Annotated in this window: 17 protein-coding genes and 7 pseudogenes; 6 read left to right on the forward strand and 18 right to left on the reverse strand. The window is 53.9% G+C overall.

Annotated elements, in window-relative coordinates:
* Positions 1-58 precede the first annotated feature (58 nt).
* The 16 genes and pseudogenes from AX703_RS14175 to AX703_RS14245 form a co-directional block, all read right to left on the reverse strand.
* A complete protein-coding gene (locus AX703_RS14175; protein ID WP_062344970.1) occupies positions 59-1,015 on the reverse strand; it encodes a GDP-L-fucose synthase in 957 nt (318 codons plus the stop codon).
* A gap of 8 nt (positions 1,016-1,023) precedes the next feature.
* A complete protein-coding gene (gene gmd, locus AX703_RS14180) occupies positions 1,024-2,145 on the reverse strand; it encodes a GDP-mannose 4,6-dehydratase (RefSeq protein WP_062344972.1) in 1,122 nt (373 codons plus the stop codon).
* On the reverse strand, positions 2,142-2,903 hold the full coding sequence (locus AX703_RS14185) for a glycosyltransferase family 2 protein (protein WP_062344974.1): 762 nt from the start codon (positions 2,901-2,903) through the stop codon (positions 2,142-2,144). Before AX703_RS14185 ends, gmd begins: the two co-directional genes overlap by 4 nt.
* Entirely contained in the window at positions 2,900-4,081 is a 1,182-nt protein-coding gene (locus AX703_RS14190) for a glycosyltransferase (protein ID WP_062344976.1), read from the reverse strand. The genes AX703_RS14185 and AX703_RS14190 overlap by 4 nt, the downstream gene beginning before the upstream one ends.
* Positions 4,078-5,022: an NAD(P)-dependent oxidoreductase gene (locus AX703_RS14195; protein WP_197423723.1), complete on the reverse strand. Its 945-nt coding sequence runs from the start codon at positions 5,020-5,022 to the stop codon at positions 4,078-4,080. The genes AX703_RS14190 and AX703_RS14195 overlap by 4 nt, the downstream gene beginning before the upstream one ends.
* The gene (locus AX703_RS14205) at positions 5,007-5,813 is read right to left on the reverse strand and encodes a class I SAM-dependent methyltransferase (protein WP_197423724.1); all 807 of its coding nucleotides are present in this window, start codon (positions 5,811-5,813) and stop codon (positions 5,007-5,009) included. The genes AX703_RS14195 and AX703_RS14205 overlap by 16 nt, the downstream gene beginning before the upstream one ends.
* Positions 5,814-5,899: 86 nt before the next feature.
* Positions 5,900-6,451: pseudogene (locus AX703_RS28935) on the reverse strand (DapH/DapD/GlmU-related protein); the annotation flags it as partial.
* A gap of 113 nt (positions 6,452-6,564) precedes the next feature.
* On the reverse strand, positions 6,565-7,482 hold the full coding sequence (locus AX703_RS14210) for a glycosyltransferase (RefSeq protein ID WP_062344982.1): 918 nt from the start codon (positions 7,480-7,482) through the stop codon (positions 6,565-6,567).
* A 49-nt stretch (positions 7,483-7,531) separates the two neighbouring features.
* On the reverse strand, positions 7,532-8,821 hold the full coding sequence (locus AX703_RS14215) for an O-antigen ligase (RefSeq protein ID WP_062344983.1): 1,290 nt from the start codon (positions 8,819-8,821) through the stop codon (positions 7,532-7,534).
* Positions 8,818-9,675 (reverse strand): glycosyltransferase, encoded by an 858-nt coding sequence (locus AX703_RS14220; protein WP_062344985.1) that lies wholly within the window; start codon positions 9,673-9,675, stop codon positions 8,818-8,820. Before AX703_RS14220 ends, AX703_RS14215 begins: the two co-directional genes overlap by 4 nt.
* Positions 9,676-9,815: 140 nt before the next feature.
* Complete coding sequence (locus tag AX703_RS26690; protein WP_156452069.1) at positions 9,816-11,117, reverse strand: flippase; 1,302 nt, start codon at positions 11,115-11,117, stop codon at positions 9,816-9,818.
* A 57-nt stretch (positions 11,118-11,174) separates the two neighbouring features.
* On the reverse strand, positions 11,175-11,795 hold the full coding sequence (locus AX703_RS14230) for an FkbM family methyltransferase (protein ID WP_062344989.1): 621 nt from the start codon (positions 11,793-11,795) through the stop codon (positions 11,175-11,177).
* A 177-nt stretch (positions 11,796-11,972) separates the two neighbouring features.
* On the reverse strand, positions 11,973-12,617 hold the full coding sequence (locus tag AX703_RS26695) for an FkbM family methyltransferase (RefSeq protein ID WP_197423726.1): 645 nt from the start codon (positions 12,615-12,617) through the stop codon (positions 11,973-11,975).
* A gap of 548 nt (positions 12,618-13,165) precedes the next feature.
* The gene (locus tag AX703_RS14235) at positions 13,166-13,546 is read right to left on the reverse strand and encodes a MarR family EPS-associated transcriptional regulator (RefSeq protein ID WP_231735544.1); all 381 of its coding nucleotides are present in this window, start codon (positions 13,544-13,546) and stop codon (positions 13,166-13,168) included.
* Between the two features lie 85 nt (positions 13,547-13,631).
* Positions 13,632-13,964, reverse strand: coding sequence for a hypothetical protein (locus AX703_RS27955; RefSeq protein WP_197423727.1), 333 nt, complete (start codon positions 13,962-13,964; stop codon positions 13,632-13,634).
* Between the two features lie 265 nt (positions 13,965-14,229).
* Positions 14,230-14,517, reverse strand: a pseudogene (locus tag AX703_RS14245) (integrase core domain-containing protein); the annotation flags it as partial.
* Between the two features lie 153 nt (positions 14,518-14,670).
* Here AX703_RS14245 and AX703_RS14250 point away from each other — a divergent pair.
* A pseudogene (locus AX703_RS14250) lies at positions 14,671-15,219 on the forward strand (transposase); the annotation flags it as partial.
* 21 nt (positions 15,220-15,240) lie between these two features.
* On the opposite strand, the gene AX703_RS14255 reads toward AX703_RS14250, so the two are convergent.
* Entirely contained in the window at positions 15,241-15,591 is a 351-nt protein-coding gene (locus AX703_RS14255; RefSeq protein WP_062344995.1) for a hypothetical protein, read from the reverse strand.
* A 41-nt stretch (positions 15,592-15,632) separates the two neighbouring features.
* On the opposite strand from AX703_RS14255, the pseudogene AX703_RS26705 reads away from it, so the two are divergent.
* Together AX703_RS26705 and AX703_RS27960 are read left to right on the forward strand one after the other, a co-directional pair.
* Positions 15,633-16,375, forward strand: a pseudogene (locus AX703_RS26705) (IS5 family transposase); the annotation flags it as partial.
* 21 nt (positions 16,376-16,396) lie between these two features.
* A pseudogene (locus AX703_RS27960) lies at positions 16,397-17,146 on the forward strand (transposase); the annotation flags it as partial.
* Positions 17,147-17,355: 209 nt separating this feature from the next.
* On the opposite strand, the pseudogene AX703_RS14270 reads toward AX703_RS27960, so the two are convergent.
* A pseudogene (locus AX703_RS14270) lies at positions 17,356-17,565 on the reverse strand (DDE-type integrase/transposase/recombinase); the annotation flags it as partial.
* 116 nt (positions 17,566-17,681) lie between these two features.
* Here AX703_RS14270 and AX703_RS14275 point away from each other — a divergent pair.
* The 3 genes and pseudogenes from AX703_RS14275 to AX703_RS14285 form a co-directional block, all read left to right on the forward strand.
* A complete protein-coding gene (locus AX703_RS14275; RefSeq protein WP_197423728.1) occupies positions 17,682-18,227 on the forward strand; it encodes a transcription termination/antitermination protein NusG in 546 nt (181 codons plus the stop codon).
* Between the two features lie 445 nt (positions 18,228-18,672).
* Positions 18,673-19,203: pseudogene (locus AX703_RS26710) on the forward strand (transposase); the annotation flags it as partial.
* A 305-nt stretch (positions 19,204-19,508) separates the two neighbouring features.
* On the forward strand, positions 19,509-20,263 hold a 755-nt coding region (locus AX703_RS14285; RefSeq protein WP_197423729.1), incomplete at its 3' end, for an IS110 family transposase.

The raw sequence follows: 20,263 nt of genomic DNA on the forward strand, positions 1-20,263 counted from the left end.
CAAATCCGCTAAAACCCACGCATTCCCAAAGGCTTCAGAGTTTTTCACGGGCGACTAGCTAAGCTTCGCGCAAACAAGTATGGTTTTCTAAGAACCAACGGTACGTTTGTCGGATGCCATCCTCGAGAGGAATCGACGCCCGCCAGCCCATCCTACTCAGTCTGGAAACATCCATCAGCTTGCGCGGCGTTCCGTCTGGTTTCGACGTGTCAAAGCGTATTCGTCCGTTGTAGCCAACGATGTCCGCGATAAGCTTTGCAAGGTCGCCGATTGCAATGTCCTCCCCCCACCCGACATTGATGTGACTAAGCATCGGCTGCGTGTGGGCACTGTATTTCTCATTTGACAAATCCATGACGAACAGCGAGGCTTCGGCCATGTCGTCAACATGGAGGAATTCCCGACGCGGTTTCCCCGTGCCCCAGATGACTACTTCCTCGCGTCGAGCGGCAGTTGCCTCATGGAAGCGCCGAAGTAATGCAGGAAGAACGTGGGAGTTCTCAGGGTGGAAATTGTCGCCAGGACCATAAAGGTTCGTGGGCATGATGCAGCGATAGTCTGTGCCATACTGACGGTTGTAACTCTCGCAGAGTTTGATGCCAGCAATCTTAGCCACCGCATATGGCTCATTCGTTGGCTCCAGTTCTCCGGTGAGTAGAGCCTCCTCCCGAATTGGTTGCGTGGCCGCGCGAGGATAGATGCAGGACGAACCTAGCAGCAGCAGCCGGTGAATCCCGGCCGCGAAGGCTTGGTTGACCACATTGCATTCGATCATCAAATTTTCGTAGATGAACTCAGCGGGGTACGTGTTGTTAGCATGAATTCCGCCAACTTTGGCAGCTGCAAGGACAACCGCATCCGGGCGCTCCGTATGCAGGAATTGTCCTACTGCATGTTGGTCGCAAAGATCAAGCTCGGCGCGGCTACGCTTCAGGACCTCGACGCCTCGCAGTTCAAGTTTACGGGTGATGGAAGAACCAGCCATGCCGCGATGGCCGGCAACATAAACGCGCATTCTCGGCCTCAATTCTCAATTGCGACTGGCATGCTAAAGCCATGTGCGTTGAGCAGCGCATGGCGACGCGCCACTTCAAGATCTGCGGCGACCATTTCTGCACACATCTCACGCGCAGTAATTTCCGGCACCCAGCCAAGCTTATTCTTGGCCTTCTCTGGATCGCCCAATAAGGTCTCGACTTCCGCAGGTCGAAAATAGCGCGGATCGATCCGTACTATGATGTCTCCAGGTTTAAGTTTCGTAGCGACGTTGCTCTCAACCGCCTCGACCACACCACGCTCGTCGACACCCGTACTTTCGAAGCGAAGGGTAATCCCAAGGTCCTTCGCCGCCCATGAGATAAACTCACGTACAGAGTGCTGCTGTCCAGTAGCAATCACGAAATCCTCAGGTGCATCCTGTTGGAGCATCATCCACTGCATTCGGACATAGTCCTTGGCGTGCCCCCAATCGCGAAGAGCATCCAAGTTGCCCATGAACAAGCATTGCTCGAGCCCTTGGCTAATGTTTGCGAGCCCCCGGGTGATCTTGCGGGTCACAAACGTTTCCCCGCGCCGCGGACTCTCGTGATTGAACAGAATGCCGTTGCAGGCGTATATTCCATAAGCCTCGCGATAGTTTACGGTGATCCAGTATGCATAGAGTTTCGCAACCGCGTAAGGCGACCGGGGGTAAAAGGGCGTTGTTTCGCGTTGTGGTGTCTCTTGGACGAGACCGTAGAGTTCTGACGTAGAAGCTTGATAAAAACGTGTTTTCCTTTCTAGTCCTAAAAACCGTATAGCCTCAAGCAATCGCAACGTGCCGATCGCATCGACATCAGCAGTGTACTCAGACGCCTCAAAGCTCACTGCGACGTGACTTTGCGCACCAAGGTTGTAGATTTCGTCGGGTTGCACCTCCTGAATTATGCGTGTTAGATTGGATGTATCGGTTAGGTCGCCATAATGTAAGCGACAATTTGGGTTTGCGGCATGTGGATCCTGATAAATGTGGTCGATCCTTTGCGTGTTGAATGACGAAGCGCGGCGCTTTATGCCGTGGACTTCGTAGCCCTTATCTAAGAGCAACTCCGCAAGATAAGAACCATCCTGTCCCGTAATACCGGTGATGAGGGCGCGTTTTGTCATGGAGATTTTACATCCTTTAAATAAAACTGCTGAATTTTGCAAAGATTCTTTAACGCTAATGTTCCTAAGCCACCTATGTTATTTTTACGAATAGCGCGGTAGTCCTCGCAACTTTTCTTGATAATCCTTCCAAGAGAACGGTTGCTCTCCCCGCCCATCCGCATTTTAACTAGAACCTCTGGAATATAGGCTAGCTTGATATTTCCGATTGCGAGATAGCGGAGCATCGCATCGTAATCTGCGGCTATCCGGAACGAAGTGTCATAAAGACCGTAATCTTCGAAAACTTCGCGCCTCAAATACAATGTCGGATGAGGTGGCATCCAGCCTTGCTTGAGACGCCAATGCGTGAACTGTCCTGAGCGCCAATGCCGCACCACTCGCATCGGGCTGCTACGTGTTACATATTGGAGATCGCCATAAACCCCTTGGACTGAGGGGTCGCCAAACGCATCAGCCACCTTTGACAGGACGTGACGGTCGGCAAAGAAATCGTCTGAATGCATCATACCGATTACATCGCCGTTCGCGCGCGATATGGCGCGGTTGATCGCATCGTAAATCCCAAGGTCTCGCTCGGAAACAATTGATGCTGACGCGGCTGCCTCCCTGCGTACGATCTCAAGCGTCCCGTCATACGAGCCTCCATCTTGGATAACATGTTCGACGTCGTCATAGGATTGAGATTTGACGCTCGCGATCGCCGCACCAATCGTTTTGGCACGATTGAACACGGCAGTGACGACCGAGATCTTCATCGAAAGCTGTACCTTTTGGCTCGGGCGACCTGCTTCACTACTTGAGTGATCGAATGCGCAAATGCCATCTGATTTTTGACGTTTAGCGAACGGGCCAACTCTGAAGAAGCTGCTATCATCTCAGTTGTGCGTACTGGCGATGCCTCAATCGCCTCTGCGAGCGCAAGCGCGTCATTAGAATTAAAGAATTCCGCCTCAGGCGCTTGTTCTCGGTGAACCGGAATGTCAGAGAGGAGCAGCGGAGTGCCAATTGCCTTTGCCTCTTCAACGGTTGTGCTCCATCCTTCGAACAGCGACGGGTTGAGCAGCGCATTGGTGGTCGTCATCATAGCTTTCACCAGCGCGTGGTCGACACCTTCCAGCAGGACAAAATTGGATGCTGCTCCGGATTGCACGATTTGATTCATTAGTTCCGTTCGGTAGTTAGGTCTGCGCGGGTCTGAACCGCGACCTGTGGCGACAATCACTCGGTCAGAGCCGCGCTTTGCGAGGATGCTTGCCGCCTCAATCGCCAAAAAATGATTCTTGTGGTGCCATAATTGGTTCGGGAGGAAAATGAAGTCGCGCGGAATACCAGCGGATTGGAGCATATGCACCGCATCTAATGGTCCCGACCAATCATCGACTGGCACGGCAAACCGCGCAACGTGAGTTTTACCTCGCGAGGCCGGATAATAGGCGTGGCAATCGTGTTCGGCAGCAGCGCTGCTCAAGAGGACTGCCGCACTCGTGCCAATTTGCAGCCTAAACCCGGTTTCGCGGCGATACCATTTCACTTTACCAAATAAATGTGGCAGGGCACGATGTTGAAAGTCGGGTATCCACGCGATGGTGGGAATTTCGCTCCGCCAGCCGTAATAGGTTGCCCAGTCGAGCGCGACGGTGATACCTTCGCGCTTGAAAGCATTGAGCAGAGGTGCTCTGCGCCCGGTTAAAAGCGTTTTGAGGGTGCCGTTCCTGAAATCGGTATCGAAGGCAGCCTCTACCACCACTTTTGTGCGGGGCAAGGACCGAAACTCCGAAATGTAGGCTTCATCTGCCCTGTCCTCGCCAACAAAGACGTAAGCTTCGATCTCCGAATCGCCATACAGCGCCAGCGCACGGACGAAATTCCGCATGTACATCCATCCGCCGAACCATTCTTGGCCGCCGATGGGAGGGATTGCAAAACGAATCATGCCCGCTCCGTTGCGCGATACCAGTCGGCGTAGCTTTTTAGTCCATCTTCGACGCTTATCCGCCATTCGAAACCGAGGTCTGCCAGGTAGCCGGGCGCAGCCACGAGACTGTTGGGGTCTCCTGGGCGTGCCTTGCCGGAGAAGCCAATGCGTGTAGGATCCGCGCCAAATGCCCGTACGAGACTGTGTGATATAAACCTCACATTCGAACCAACACTGGACCCGGCGTTGATGATCGGCATGCCCACTTGCGCGAGCTCAGACGCGACATCAATTGCGCGCACTACGTCGTCAACATGGGTCCAGTCGCGCAATTCCTCCCCACTCCCGCCAAGTACAACTGGTCCTTCGTCTTGATGCAAACGGTTGCTCAGATCCCACAATAACTGTTTTCGTAAGCCCGGTCCGTAAACTGAGAAGAGGCGGACCGCTACCGCTCGAATGCCAAAGCTGCTCGACCATCCTTTGACGGTCGCCTCCATGGCGTATTTGTGAGCGCCATACGGCGAGTATGGATCAGTCGCAGCATCATCGTCGATCACATTGTGGTGAATGTTCCCGTATACCGCCGCCGATGAAACGATAACGAGGCGCGTTGCCGGCGCTTCGATGCGCAACCATTCAAGGAGGAGCGCGGTGCCCCCGACTGTGGCAGCAAAATCGCTTGCAGGATCCGTGAGCGACGCTCCCACCGAAGATCCACCAGCAAGATGGTAGATGACCTCTGGCGCGCCAACTTGGCGCTGCAGCAGGTCCAGATTCTGAAGCGAAAGACCGCCCGCATTCCAACCACATACCACATGGTCAAGACCCAAGCTAGCTGCGGGTACAAGATCAATCCCTGCAACTGCGCGGCCCTGTCCCCCCAGGTAGCGAACAAGATGGCTACCGATGAAGCCGGCCGCACCCGTGATCCAGACTGAACTCACGCTGGCTTCCAAGCCAAGAAGGTAGCATGCCGTCCAGGACGCCGGTCGAACCGGGAAAGCAAACGTCGAACCGTCTTGCCCACGCCGGGTATGTTTAGGAGGCTTAAGACGACGAGCTGCAGGGGTACAATAGGCATAACTTGCGCAGCGATGCGTTGATGGATCTCGCGCTCAGACTGCGGGCCGAAATTGATCGCACTGTCGAGAGAGCCGATAGTGCGCAAACCCTCAAAGCCCGCCTCGCGGATGGCCTTCTGGTAAAATAGGAGCGTGTTTGCGGACTCTCCGCCATAGCGGTGATGCAATGGATGAGAGGCAAGGAAGGCTGGTAGGTCCTTTGCGGAGGAAATGACATGCTCGCGCGCGGCGACGATCATGCCTCCAGGGCGCAGCACTCGCCAGAATTCGTGCATTGCGGCCGGAAGATCGCCGATGTGATGGAGCACCGCCCGCGCGAAGATTAAATCGAAGCTTGAGTCTTCAAACGGCAGTCTTTCAGACAGGTTCTCTTCTATAGCGATGGGCAGAGATGATTTAAGGGCGAGCTCTCGGATCGCCCCACTGCCGACTAGGTCGCTGGGATCGGGCTCCAGCGCGGTGACAGTAAATCCTTCGCGGGCGAGCGCGTAGCTGGCGATGCCCCGCCCGGCTCCTACATCGAGCGCTTTGCCGGGACCTTTGCCGACAATCTGACGAAGCGAATGCCATTCGTTGCTTTTCCAATAGCGCTCTGCCGCATCGATTAGTGGATCGTCGAAATAAGCATCGCGAACGATTTGGCCGCTGTCAGGCTGTGCACGCAACCACCGGACGGCGTCTTCCCATGAACCATGGCAAGGGTTTGTCATGTCGTGAAGCAATTCCCTCATATCTCAAGTTCGGAAAGAGTGCGGATGACGCGTGCCGGGTTGCCCGCGACAACGCTATAAGGCGGAACATCCTTAGTGACGACCGCGCCTGCGGCCACAACTGCTCCTTGCCCGATCGTAACACCTTTCAGGATTATCGCATTAAAGCCGACCCACGCCCTTTCATTAATGCGGACGGGCGCAATCCTTACGTTACTCCAATCCTTTATGCGTTTACCCCAATTCAAAACGTCATTCGCACGCTGCGACCAGTCGATAGCATGAGAATTATGGTCAACAATCGTAACGCCCCAAGAAATGAGAACATCGTCGCCAAGAGAAATTTGTTGAGCACTCACCAAGAGGCTCGCGCCAATATAGCAGCGATCGCCGCAATCGAATGAAGCGCCTGGCCGATCAAAAATTATCCGCGTGTTTATGATGCAGTCGCGCCCGACAGAAATAGCACATCTAGGTGCTGACCGAATGCGGTCGTAGCGGAGCGTGGAATTCTCTCCCACACGAAATGCCACTGACCTCTGTGAGAGCAACCGAAAAACCTGCCTCCATACATTCTGCAATACACTTTTCATCTGTCATAACTCACAGAGTATTTGGTCCACTAACTGAAAATATGAGACTCGTAAGGAGCTCAGATATCAAATACCAATGATCTAGCAATTGTCGCAGAGGTTAGACGGTTAAATTAGATCCCCGCGATCTGCCGAAACTTATTGAGGGCCCAACCTTTCCACGCGCCGTTCTGGCGCCAGATAGCTTTCCGCACCAAAGCAAAATCTGGAGCGTTTACCTTCGCTAGGTCTGGCAAGACTGGGGACTCTAGAATCGACCGTTCTGTTTCTAAGTTAAATTTTGCCACCACGCCCTTACCGTGCGTTCCCGATCCGTCCTGCCCATTGTTTCTTACCATCGAGACTGGAGGGAAGAGGCTAACGCCATTGCGTTTGAATACCGACCAATACCACCGGATTCCCCAACTGTCCGATTGCCCGCGTTGCTGTCGCTCCATCAGCCACGTATATGGGTAGACTCCATTAAGATCGAAACGGCGACGCAAAAGTTTGTCTTCACGCAGCCGGATCCAGCCTGCGGCGGTTGCATCAAAAGCTTTCCATGCGCGATCCCAAGTGGCCCACCCCCAGGTTGTAGTAAATGGCAAAAACATAGCCTCGCTTCGATCAGCGAATTCGGGAACATCAAACATGTGCCCAGATACCTGAAAGACATTTTCATTTGTTCGATAACGCTGTAGAGCCGCATTCATAAATTCGAGGAATTGTGGCGCGAGCGTGAGGTCATCCTCCACTACGATGGCTGTCCCGTGCTCCGCCAACAACGCTCCCACACCAGCGATAATTGAGTTTGACAGACCTTGATTGCTTGCCTGCACCCTGATGTCGGCACGCGCGCCAAGCGCGTCCAGCGCAACGCGGCGGACCTCCTCGGTAACGGCGGCGCTTGACGCGCTCTTTGGCCCATCAATGAAGACAGTAATTGCTGTTAAATCTGCCCCCTCGCATGCCAGCAGCGAACGAAGGGTGCGCTCAAGATGACTTGGTCGATTATAGGCAAATAGCGCAACGGGAGCGAGTCCTGACTTCATTGTTCAATCACCAAATGTCGCCTGATAAATTTAATTACAGAAGTTTACCTCAGCCATGCCTACGGCGACTGCGGTTGTCAGCAATCATTACCGAATCCACAGATCCAGGGAAGGCGCGGATGCCAGTGGACATGGCCCGCGCCCTCACTTTGCCGGAGCGATCAAAAGCGAGTACCCCAGCCATCAGCACCCACATTGCGCCTGACTGGTAAATTGATCCAGACAGCTGACCGGCGACAATATACTGAACTGCGAGCATCGCAAGCCAAGCCTTCTGGTGATCGACTTTTAAAATACGAAAGGAAGACCGGAGTGATGCTATTTCGAGAACAAGGAAAGCAAATCCACCCAATATGCCGGTCGTCATAAACGCCTCTAACGTGACATTGTGCGGGTAATAGGCCTGCGTTCGCACCTCGACGCCATCACCGACCATTGAGGAGGCTAAGAATTGAGCAAAGCCATCCGCGAAAAGCTGGTTGCGCTGCTGAGCGGATTGATCGTCACCGGTCATAACCGAAACGAAGCGCTCAATGAGTCCACGTTCGTCGAGAAGGGTACTAGCGCTATGATAAGCCACTCCAATACCTACGAGTAGGATCAGGATGGCGTAACGCCACGTCTGCCGTCGCCTGATCTGCGCGGAGCCAACCACGCCCAGCGAAGCGATCAACGCAACGAGCGGCCCGCGTGAATTCGCTAAAATAATCCCGATTACTCCTATTCCGGCAATCGCTCCATTGAACAGGATACGTCGTATTCTCGGCGTCCCGTGCAAAAGTTCTGCCAATCCGACTAGAACTAACGACGACCCAAGATGTCCGATAGTAATAGGGTTAACCGTAGAAAGGTTCCATCGGTTCTGGTCAGCTAGCGTCCCTTGGGCTGTTTCAATGGCAGTTCCCCCAATCAAAAGGATCCCGGCCATTGCGACAAGTCCGAGTACGGAGATTGCAACTCCCGTCTTGGAGAAATCGATTGGTCCCCCGTAAACCAAAATTGCCAGACTGGGAATCAAGCAGACCCCCAATCCCCAAAGCCAGAATGTGCTAGCTGGAACTGAGACTACTTCACCCGAGAAGCCAAAAGTGTAGGCCAGGCGCAAAATATAGAGAAACCAGAAAAGGGTGAAAAGTATGAGCGCTGGCTTTGAATGACACCTAGTCCTGCCCAAAAGAAGGATTATCGCGAACAGAAGAATGACTGTGCGAACGCCGATGGCAACAATTTGGTTATCTATCGAAATTACCTTGGCAAACACTGACGATACTGGGTATCCCAATATCGATATGGCGATCACGGACGCAGCAAGAAGCGATGTTTTTTGAAAAAATATCATAGTGCATTCTTCATGTTCGTAACGAACTGCTCCTGCGATCGCAGAATGAACCGATGTGGCGGGCCACATGTATTGGGCAAACAGCCCTGCAACCGTTCGATACCCTTTTGCAGGTTATCGAAATCGATGGTCAGTACGGGGTAGTCAATAAGCTGAGCGAGCCGCTCAATCAATGTTCCCTCCCTGACAACAGGAATCTTGCCTGCCTGCACCGCCCTACCAAAATTGCCAGACGCCTGGTCATAGCTTGGCTGGTACCCGGCCCAAATGATGTCCGCCACGTAGTAGATTGCATCAAGTTCATCGTTCGAGATGAAGCGAGGAATGACAACCGCTCCGCGCGCCTCGGCTGCTCGGATGGCGTCCGACACAGCGTCTGGTACCTTCCCCGCCAATAACACAAAAACGCTATTGTCCCATTGCGGATGAGCCATCATGTTACACAACTCGCGAACCCCTTTAAAAGGGCTGGCAGTACCGATGAATGCAAGTATTCGGCGTCCTCCCGCGAGATCCATTAAGTGTTTGGCGAATTGGAACGACGGCTGGAAGGGCAGGATCATGCGATCCCATAGCTGCGGATCGGCTACGCCTTGCTTGGCAATCTTCCTGTACTTAGGCTCAATTTCGAAAGGCACGATCGTAAAGATTGATACCATCGGAAGTTTCGAAAGGGCACGAAAAATCGCATACTTGCACGTTGCTCCCAGGCCCAACGGAGAAAAGCAAGATTGCGGCCGCAGGAATAGCGCGCCGGTCTTCTTACCAATCAGCATGCGCACCACCGCGATTAATAGAAAGCCTTTAACGTCGTCATCCAACGAACCAAATAGCAAAGCCTTCGCTTGAAACAAGTGCAGAAAATTGCTGCGTGAAACTTTCCCAGTCGAAGGTGAAAGGCCCAGCGCGGAGGATAAGACCCGTTGATAGTCCTCCCGATGACCTTCGCTGGAGGACATATGTACAAGTCGCGCGCTACAACTTTTCCTCGTTATCATAGTTCCAACCTAAGTGCGTAGGCTCGTCTTGCTGCAGCCCACGGCGCGAAAAGTGAGGATGACATCATGGCAAAAATTGGCCTTGTTTGAGGGTGAAAGGCCAAGATGAGATATAGTGCAATTGCATAAGATATTACGGTCGCTATCGCCGCTCCTATCCCGCCCAGTATAGGGATCAATATCAAATTGAGGACGCCGTTCACGACAATTCCTGCCCCTTGCGAAAATAGAAAAAACCTAGTCAACTTTTCAACAACAATCCAACGTACAAAGGCAGTGCCCATGAAAATAAAGGGCATAGCCAGTACATGAACTATTAAAATACTCGATGCCGGTCCGTAAACATCGCCGAAAATAAGGGGAATCGAAAATGCGCCGATGAATATAATGGGTATCATAATTCCAAGAGAGCTCAAAAGCATAACGTCAAAGATCTGCTGCAATCGCAAATTAAACCTATCTTGGTTTGATCGACGAAGCGCGATCATTGCAGGAAATATTGAAGTTAGTATCGCTCCCGGAACAAAGTAGGCGGCTTCAGAAATTTGCGTCGCCACAGAATAAAGTCCTGCCTCGGTTGGTCCGGAAAGCCACCGTAGGAGAGCTACATCCATTTTAAGATAAATTATTGAGAAGAGCGATCCAAGAAAGAAAGTCCAACTCTCAGCCATCATCTTTACTGCAATATTGCGGGAGTATCTCCAGCTACTCAGCGGCGGCCCATTTGCTGCAATAAAAAACCTTAGACTCACTGCCGCTGAGACAAAAGTTTGAATTAAGTTGCTCGCTGCAAATAGAACAATGTTAGCAGACATGACTACAAATGCAAGCCTAGACGCGCCCGAGATGATATTTCCGAAGATACCAGCTAAAGCAGTAGAGCGCGCCATGACCCTTGCATTAAACCAAGAATGTGTCACGAGAAATGGGGTTATCAATAGGCCGATGCTAGACAATACAAATAGAGATCGCTCAGTGTTATCCTGATGTGCGAAGAAGCCATAGGCAACCATCGCAAAAGAAGCGCATGAATAAGTGAGAAACTTCAATGCGAAAGATGTGCCGAGGATCTCAGTCTGTTTTTCTGCGTGACCAACTAAGTCTTTAACAACGACGTTCTCAAAACCGAATTGTCCAATAACTCCGAATATAGCACTTACGGCGGCTACATACGACAGTGTTCCAAACTTATCTGGACCCAAATGGCGCGCGACAATTGCTAAAACAAAAAAAAGAAGCGCCATTGTAAACATCCGCTCGAATAAGATCCAAGCAGAATTCAGTATATAGCTACGCACGTTTTATCTGCGCCTTCACGGAAAGTGCGTCCTATATTTCGCCATTACCTCTATATCTTATTTCGAGCGAAAAAATAATGCATCGATTTGATTTAAGCGATGTGTTTGAGGATTGCTGTAACCTCTCCAGAGATCCCACAGTTCAAATCCAACGTCCGTCATGTGATTAAAGATTTCTGCTGGCGATGTTTGATTGCTGTAAAGATCTGCGAACGAGAGTTCGATTAGTAATCCAGATAAGATGTGTATAGTGTTCGCCGCTCCCGCAAGGACTTTGTCCTCTCCTCCCTGAACATCAAGCTTCAACAAGACGCGTGATTGATTGAGGTTCAGCTTAGCGACCAGGTCGTCCAATTTTGCGGTCTCGACAGGAATCCTTTCCACTACCTCGGTGCTTGGGGTTGCCTGATTCAGGGCCTCAGTTGGCTGGAGTAGGGAACTAGCTGTGTCAGACTGTGTGACAAAAAGGGTTCCGCCATCTGTTGTGTCGCTCAGGGCGAGGCGGGGTGCCACAGTCCACCTGGATCCAAATTGTGACGCCGAAACTTCAAGGGCGCGATGCGCTTCAGGCAGAGGCTCAATTGAAATTATGCGGCCTTCGAAGCCTAAGTCAAACAGGCCCCTCGCAAACTGCCCACGATTGGCGCCAACATCAATTACGGTGTCAATCTTGTGCATCCGGATGAAATGTATGAAGCGCAAGTCATCGCGCGAATTTACGCCACTAGGCCGGATCTCGAGGCCAAATCGACGCCCTAGTTTCCGAAGATAGGCTTTGGTTGTTGGATTTAACAGCATTTATGAGCCCCGCTGCATTATATGTTGATAAAATTCTTGGATCACAAAGGAATCTCATCAGTCCAAGATATACCAATCATCCCATTTCGAAATTCCCTCGAAATGCCGCCGATACCCGTTCTGTTCGAGCAGAGATTTTATTCGTTCCCGATTTATCTGATAGTTATGCTCGACAGTGATAATTTTTATGCTCCATTCCTTGAATGGGAATTCCTGAAGAATCGCGAGTTCGCTTCCTTCGGTGTCGATCGATAGATAGTCGATTTCTTTTGGCGCATTATGTTTTTTTAACAGATCTGAAAGCGATATCGTTGGTACAGAATAGATCGTGCCACCCTTTCTAGAATTCGCGTGATGATCGTCTGAACCAAATGTTACGATTGTAGAAAGTTCGGCTTGCTCTGCCATATTAAATTCTATTTGTGCGCCAGTTGATGAATAGACGCAGCTTGTTTCGATAGATGATCTTCGGTTTTGGTGCAGGTTTTTGTGCCAGCAACGGGCAGGCTCGGCGAGAATTCCGCTCCAGCCGTATTCCTTTTCTAACAACCAAGTGTTACTTAGGTGAATACCGTCGGCTGCGCCAAACTCGACAAAGTAGCCACCGCGCTTGAATCCCGTTTGCATTAGTACAAAGATATCTTGCTTGAGTTGAGCCGGACTTTCACGTGATGAGCCGTTTAGTTTTAGCACTTGGTCCATTAAGGCTGGGACGTCGTTCTGCAGTTCTAAAAGTTGGTTAAGCCGAGATGTTGACGTAATCCCGACGCCAAGTTTACGTGCTATTGTTTTTAGCGCAGATCTCATAGATAATGCTTTCGAGCAGGGTTAAGTTATAGGAAATGATGCCGCAAATTGAGTATGCGATTTGCAGGAAGTGCATTTGGTATCGTCATGGTTGGTCCTTTTCCGGAGGTGGTGGCTTTGGTGTCAAGATCCGCATGTTTAAGAATTTTATCCTTTGTCTATGAAGTACGACCATTTAGTGATGGGGGCATCGCAAGAAGCGTTCGTCGTAAAAGGAATTGATATAGCACTCTATGTTTCTCTTTTCTCTAAGACTGATGCGGTTATAATGCAGTATTGGCATCGAGTGCACCTTTCTGGGGGTATCATCGGCTTTTAGTGTTGGTTCAGTCTATTTCTAGGCAGAAGCCTTGCTAGGCGGATGGTTTGAATAAATGTCGAGGCGGAATGAGCGATGATTTGTTGCTCTTTTAACTATTGGCCTCGATTGTCACACTTACCTATCAAGTTTTAACAATATCGCCTAGTTCAGCGCGCAATTGCTCGATTTCAGCTGTGATTGCCTCGAATTCAGCGATTTTGCGTTTGATGAATCCGGCCGCGAGTTGTGCTCGGTGCGCGATGCCTTCGGGGGTCAGAACGTAAACATAGCCGAGCTTATTCTTCGATGCTTTAAAATTGGCAAGCTTGATGTGTCCCTTGTTGATCAGCGCCTTAACACAGTAGTTGATTGCTCCAAGGCTGACCCCAAGCTCCTCGGCGATTTCACGCTGCGAGGCATCTGGGCGGCTTTCAAGTAGGCGCAGGACTCTAAAATACACGTCCTCGCGTTGCTGCGCGATTTTATCACGGGCCATAGGATCGACCGTTAAAGCTGAGGCCATAGCTACCGCACGGCTGGTGTTTTGCCACCTTCCGTGTCGCTGTGGGCTACGAACAAGCAGGAGTTACTCGTTCATGTTTGAACACTTAGACGAGTGCGGCGGATTTGAAAAGTGATATCGTTAGGCTATCTGAAGAATTGTCATACAGGTTCGCCGCTTTTTCCGCCGCATCTACCATTTGATCAGGTGGCCGTTGGAGCCGCCCGGTTTCATAGGCTTCCAAGGTAACACTTAGGTCAGGCTTCGTTGGCATTACATGCAAGGCGAAGCCGAAGGCTTTGGCGCGGCGCTGCATATTGCCGAGCAGCTGGCTGCGATACCGTTCGTTGTACCGCGTTGGGCCGGGATCGTGATAAGCCATGCCGTATCGCAAGCTGTTGTAAAGCAGCACCACGATCTTGCGCGCGGTCGCAGTCATTGCCTTGGCCTTTCCTGCACGCGCAGAGAGCCTGCGTTAGAACGCTCCCAGTGGGGTATTGCTCCGGCCGATTGTGGTTGCCGCCTGATTTCTTGTTCCCCGGCGCCAAGCATAACCAGGACGTAAAGTTTTTTGAATTGGGCCATGCAGCCAGAGTGATGCCGCACTGACCTGCCACGGGACTTTCATCCAGCTCTGATTAAAGCCGCGGCGGTTGAGACCCTGTCCCGGATTTGCCACCACCCAGAACGAGAGATCTGGCACTTCATCGGCCGGGGTTAACCCCGGCCGATGAAGCAAATTCGGCAGGCGTCATGAACCCCAGGGATGTGTGAGGTCGGGTCTCGTTGAAGTCCGTCCGCCACGCCTCGATCTTGATCCTCGCGTCGTCCAATGACAAGAACCAATGCGTGTTCAGGCACTCGTCGCGGAGGCGGCCGGTGAAGGACTCAACGAAGGCATTGTCGGTCGGCTTTCCCGGCCTGCTGAAGTCCAGCGTCACCCGATTGATGTAGGCCCAATGATCAAGCGCCCGGGAGATGAATTCGGGGCCATAGCACATTGGGAAGCGGCTCCTTGGAGGGCCGCGATGCCTTGATGAAGACAAGGGCGCGTAGCGCCCGCCGGTTTCATCAAGGCGGCCATGACCGGCCAGCAGGTCTCTAAAGTGAAGTTGTCGACTCAACCCTTTGGAGACGGACCGACCATGACCAAGCGCAGTTCTACCCCCGCCGACGCCGTGCTGGTAGCCATCGATATGTCGAAGCACCGGCAGGAGGTATTGATTGAACGCCCCGAAGGCGGCGGCCGCCGGCGCATGACGATCATGGCCACCAAGGCTGACTACGATCGCCTCGCCGACGAGCTCAGCAGCATAGGGCGCCCGATCGTCGTCGGCTTCGAGGCGACCGGCAACTACCATCGCACCTTGGCGCATCGGCTGCTCTCGGCAGGTTTCGAGCTGCGACTGATTTCGTCGGTTGCCTTGGCTCGTACCCGCGAGGCGTTGCACAATGGTTGGGACAAAAACGATTCCAAGGATGCGCAGGTGATCCTGCATATGCTGCGGATTGGTGCCACCCAGCGTTACGTCGATCCGCTGGCCGCCGGGATTAACGACCTGCAGGAGATGTCGAAGACCCATGAAGCCATTTCCAAAGCCAAGACCCAGACCTGGCATCGGATCCTGACACACTATCTGCCGCTGTATTTTCCTGAGATCGAGCGCTTCGCCGGCAACAGCCGGTCTGACTGGGCCGTGAACCCATAAATGTGTTCAGCGGACGGTCTTCGGTCCATCCGGCGAAGATATGAGATAGTCGGCTATCGCTTGGGCCGTCGCCGCTGCGGCGTCGGCATTCACAACAGAAAGCCCCATGTGCTCGGACGCTATGCTGGTGAGGTAGACGGCAGCTTGATCCTTTGAGCCGCCGCGAGAGATCATGCTGACGGCGTGGAGCAGGTAATGATCGTATTCGTCCGCGCCCCCCTCATCGGGCGAACTCCCGTTATGCGCCAGTCCGATAGGATCCCAGAGCTTCCACCCGATTCCACGTAGGCGGGAGAGATGTATCTTTGGGTGAAGGGTCATGCTCCAAGCATAGCGAAAAATGTAGTTCTCAGCCATCTGCACTTTCCATTTTGGCCGGTTGCTGATTCAGACTTTGCATGAGGCGATACGACCTGACCGACTTCGAGTGGCGCGTGATCGAGCCGCTCCTACCCAACAAGCCGCGAGGCGTTCCGCGCGTCGATGATCGCCGCGTTCTGAACGGTATCTTCTGGGTGTTGCGATCCGGCGCTCCATGGCGTGATCTACCCGAACGCTACGGGCCGCGCACTACCTGCTACAACCGCTTCGTGCGATGGCGGAAGGCCGGCGTCTGGGACCGGATGATGGATGCCATCACTGCCGCCCACGACGGCGATATCCAGATGATCGACAGCACCTCCGTTCGCGCTCACCAACAGGCCGCGACGGCAAAAAGGGGGATCGAGATCATTGTCTCGGTCGTTCCCCAGGCGGCCTCACGACCAAAATCCACGCGGTCGTCGATGCGCAAGGACTCCCGATCCGGCTGAGCCTGACCGCTGGTCAAACCCATGACGGCCAAACCGCTGACGAGTTGCTTGCTCATGTCGGCGCTGGAACGATCGTGCTGGCGGACAAGGCATATGATGCCGATCGCATCCGAGCGGCTCTTCGTGAGAAGGGATCGTTCGCAAATATCCCGCCGAAGGCCAACCGGAGGTCGAAACCGTACTTCAGCACCTGGCTCTATCGCGACCGAAACCTCATCGAGCGCTTCTTCTCCAAGCTGAAGCACTTCCGGCGCGTCGCCACCCGTTATGACAAGCTGGCTGAAAACTTCCTCGCCATGGTCCAACTGGCTTCAATGCGACTGTGGCTCCGTGTTTATGAGTCTACGGCCTGGTTTCTGGACCTGCTCGAACGCTTTCCAACTCCGGCCAGCATGACAGCGCTCGGCCTGGAAGACTTCACGCGCGAGGCTTGGTCTCTCGTCGGCGCAAGGTCTCCAAGGCCCGCTTAATCAACGATATTTATGAGACCGCCTGCGCCTCGGTGGCACTGCCGGTCGACGAGGATTCCGTAGCGATCGCCATGTTCCGCATGGTCATCGCACAAGCACGCAGCCTCATCCGGCAGCGCGATGAGATTGAGCGCACCGCTCACGCCTTGCTCAGCGAGAACCGCGATTATCAGCTCCTGCGCATGATCCGCGGGATCGGACCGATCAACGCGCTGACCATCCTTGCCGAGGCTGGCGACCTTCGCCGGTTTGCGCACCACCGCCAGTTCCTCAAGTTCTGTGGGCTTGACCTCGCGACCTGCCGGTCGGGCACTTTCCGTGGGCGAACCAAGCTCTCGAAGTACGGCAACGCCCGGCTACGCCGCACCTTCTGGATGGCAACTCAAGTCGCCATCCGTCAGCGTGACAACAGCTTCCGCGACAAGCTTGGTCGCTATGTTGCCGGCCATGGAAACGACCCTGATGGCCGCCGCAAGGCCATGACCGCACTCACCGCCAAGATGGCGCGCGTCGCGCACGCTGTCATCAAGACGGGAGCCGAGTACCGTCCGTTCGTTGAACGGGCGGACACCAGATGGAAGGACCCCTCTCTGTCGTGCCGTGAGGGCGCTACGGCGACCCTGTAGATAATGTTCGGGCCTTCCATCTGGCATCCGCATCTCATTTTAAGGACGGTGAGGACCACGACCAAAGCGGCCGCTGGATCCTGTGTTTGCTATGGCCGAGAGCGCATTCCTTGACGATGGAAGCCATCTGGATCAGAACGCAACCAGCGCCGATCACAATCGGCGCAACGAGACCTGCTGGCCGTTTTCCGCCGCTGCTTCCCAACCTAGGACGTTGTCACTGACGATCAGTCCCGGCTTGCCGCGCCTTGCGATGATGTCGGTCAGCTCGCGCGCCACACGGCGTCCCGAGATCGACGTGTCGGGGATCGCGGCGAGGCATTCCCTGGTCACGTCATCGACGATGTTGAGCACCCGGAACCGCCTGCCGCAGGCGAACTGATCATGGACAAAGTCCAGACTCCAGCGGGCATTGGGCCGTGCCGCCTAAGGCATTTGCTGCAGTTCTCGATTGGATAATCAAGGGGGCGTCCTGGCGGAATTCATCTGCAGCTTATCCGGGTTGACTTTGTGAGCGCAGATGATCACGCTGTTCATCTATGAACGAGATTGCTTTTCCCGCTTTGGATCCCGGACCTGGCTTGATGTTGCCGTGGTTTTTGGTTCAGCTGAAGCCGAATGCGGAGGCGATCGCCAAGCGCAATCTCTTGCAGCAGGGCATACAGATCTTCGCGCCCTTCCAAGAGGTCACCGCTCGCAAGGCGCGCAAGCTAGTTCAAACCTGCAAGCTTGTCTTTCCAGGCTATTTGTTTGTCAGCTTCGACCTACACACCGTGCGTTGGCGCACAGTTAACAGCACGACAGGCGTGAGCCGGCTTGTGAGCTTTGTCGAAGACCGGCCAGCCCAGGTTCCGTTCAGGCTGGTTTCCAACCTGATGCGACGGTGTGATCCAGCCGGTAAGCTATTGCCGCCGCGGTTTTTGCATGATGGCGATACCGTCAGGGTAACGAATGGTCCATTTGCGGACTTTATCGGAACGGTTGAGCAGATGGCACCCGATCAGCGGATCTGGGTTTTACTGGATATTCTCGGTAAAAGTACCCGAGTTGCCATCAGGTCTGCAGATTTGCGCCTCGCTGGCTGATCGAGTTGCAGGATTTTTGTTGAGTTACGAACCCGAATCTTGATTGTGCTGTTCGTGTTTTCGGGTTGGTTTAGTTCGTAGTGGTTAGGAGAATTGTGCAATAGTCACTTTAAATTCCGGGCAAGATAGCGGCAAGGCGTGGCAGTGTTGAGTGTTGGTTGTCACTGAAAGTCCGTTCCGGCTCACTTTTGCTCGTGGTGACGCATGTCGTGGACGACCACTGAGATGGTGGCCGTTTTCTAGACATGATGCTTAGCTAAGCTCAATCTAGCCAATTGCTTAGGGAATGAAGACGACGAAGAAGCGCTACAACGCGGAGGTTAAGGCCGAGGTTGCGCTGGAGGCGATCCGGGGAGACCCTGACGCTGGCGGAGTGGGCAGCCAAGCATGGCGTCCATCACACGTGATCGCGCCATGGAAGCGGCAGGCCATCGACGGGATGGCAGGCTCGTGCTGGGCTGACATTCCGGATCGCTATGGCCCTTCAACTACTTGCTCCAACTTGCTTGTCCGCTGGCGCAAAGCCGATGTCTGGGACCGGCTGCTCGCGTCCGTATCTGCGGGTTTCAACGGCGAGTTGGTGATGATCGATTCCACTTGCGTGCGTGTTCACCACAATGGTGCGACCGCAAAAAAGGGGGATCTTCAGATCATGGCATGGGACGTTCCCGGGGCGGCCTTACCAGCAAGATCCATGCTCTTGTCGATGCTGACGGACGTCCTATCGGGCTACGACAGCGATGCTATCCGCACAGCAGCCGCAGCCAAGGGTGTTTGGGCCAACATCCCCAGCCGCTCCAATCGCAAGCAGCGCTTCGGCTTCTCGTCATGGTTTTACCGCCAGCGCAACCTCGTCGAGCGCTTCTTCAGCCGGATCAAGCAGTTCCGGGGCATCGCCAACCGTTATGACAAGGATCCCGCCAACTTCATGGCCACCATCAAACTCATCTGCACGCGCATATGGTGCGCCGCGTAATGAGTCATCGTGTAATTGCGGCTGCTTCCCTCGGACCTCGGTAGAGGCGCACACTTCTGGTTGTCGAATCCTGAAGGAAGGAAGCAGCCATGAAGCATTATGCCGGATTGAACCTGTCGATGGAAAGCACAGGTCTGCATCGTTGACGAAAATGGCCAGAAGCTCGTGTCGGAAAAGGTCGAGAGCACTCCGGAGGCTTTGGTCGCGATGCTCGGACGATACCGTCCAATCGAGCGGGCAGTGATCGAAACGGGCCGCAGAACTCGGCGATCTGGCTTGGTCTGCGTGAACTGGGTGTCGCGGTGGTGTGCATTGATGCCCGCCAGGCGCACCAGAGCCTTAAGGCAATGAAGGCGAACAAGACCGATCCTCACGATGCCGCCGGGCTCGTTCAGTTGGCCCGTACCGGCTTCTACAAGGAGGTACACGTCAAATCTCCGGCAGCGCATGGGGTGCGCAGCGTGATCACCGCGCGGAGCCATCTGGTGGAAGCGCGTGTCCGGCTCGACAACACAATTCGCGGTCTTTGCACAACCTTCGGCTATCGCCCCGGGGCTGGGCAAGGGAAGGCATTCCTCGAAAGGATGATGCAAGCGGCACACATCCCGGGTCTGGGCGAAGCTATCGCCGCGCTGCTGACGGTACGCGCGACGCTCGTCGAGCAGATCAAGGAGATGGACCGCCGTCTGCGTGTCATCGCAAGCCAGTCACAAGCCTGCGAGATCTTGATGACCATACCGGGCGTGGGCGTGCAAACATCTGCTGCCTTCGCCGCCGCAGTCGATGAACCCGGACGCTTCCGACGATCCCGCAATGCCGGGGCCTACTTCGGCCTTGTGCCCCGCCGCCATCAGTCGGGCGAGCTCGACTGGACAGGCAGGATCACCAAACAGGGAGATGGGACCGTGCGCAAGCTGCTGTACGAAGATGCCAACTCGATCCTCACCCGAAGCCGGGAAACCTTCGCGCTCAAGACATGGGCCATGAAGATCGCCAAGCGCCGAGGTGAAGCGTCCCGGGTTTTCCGGAGGCAGTTTCAATTGGGTCATGCCACCATATC

It is taken from the genome of Novosphingobium sp. CCH12-A3 (assembly GCF_001556015.1).
GTDB classification, from domain to species: Bacteria; Pseudomonadota; Alphaproteobacteria; order Sphingomonadales; family Sphingomonadaceae; genus Novosphingobium; species Novosphingobium subterraneum.

What these genes read in the sequence shown, in the direction of transcription:
- AX703_RS14190 (WP_062344976.1), bottom strand. Translation starts at nt 4,081, where the DNA reads ATGATTCGTTTTGCAATCCCTCCCATCGGCGGCCAAGAATGGTTCGGC.
- AX703_RS14215 (WP_062344983.1), bottom strand. Translation starts at nt 8,821, where the DNA reads ATGATATTTTTTCAAAAAACATCGCTTCTTGCTGCGTCCGTGATCGCC.
- AX703_RS14175 (WP_062344970.1), bottom strand. Translation starts at nt 1,015, where the DNA reads ATGCGCGTTTATGTTGCCGGCCATCGCGGCATGGCTGGTTCTTCCATC.
- AX703_RS26695 (WP_197423726.1), bottom strand. Translation starts at nt 12,617, where the DNA reads ATGGACCAAGTGCTAAAACTAAACGGCTCATCACGTGAAAGTCCGGCT.
- AX703_RS14255 (WP_062344995.1), bottom strand. Translation starts at nt 15,591, where the DNA reads ATGGCTGAGAACTACATTTTTCGCTATGCTTGGAGCATGACCCTTCAC.
- AX703_RS14235 (WP_231735544.1), bottom strand. Translation starts at nt 13,546, where the DNA reads ATGGCCTCAGCTTTAACGGTCGATCCTATGGCCCGTGATAAAATCGCG.
- AX703_RS27955 (WP_197423727.1), bottom strand. Translation starts at nt 13,964, where the DNA reads ATGACTGCGACCGCGCGCAAGATCGTGGTGCTGCTTTACAACAGCTTG.
- gmd (WP_062344972.1), bottom strand. Translation starts at nt 2,145, where the DNA reads ATGACAAAACGCGCCCTCATCACCGGTATTACGGGACAGGATGGTTCT.
- AX703_RS14185 (WP_062344974.1), bottom strand. Translation starts at nt 2,903, where the DNA reads ATGAAGATCTCGGTCGTCACTGCCGTGTTCAATCGTGCCAAAACGATT.
- AX703_RS14210 (WP_062344982.1), bottom strand. Translation starts at nt 7,482, where the DNA reads ATGAAGTCAGGACTCGCTCCCGTTGCGCTATTTGCCTATAATCGACCA.
- AX703_RS14275 (WP_197423728.1), top strand. Translation starts at nt 17,682, where the DNA reads ATGAACGAGATTGCTTTTCCCGCTTTGGATCCCGGACCTGGCTTGATG.
- AX703_RS14230 (WP_062344989.1), bottom strand. Translation starts at nt 11,795, where the DNA reads ATGCACAAGATTGACACCGTAATTGATGTTGGCGCCAATCGTGGGCAG.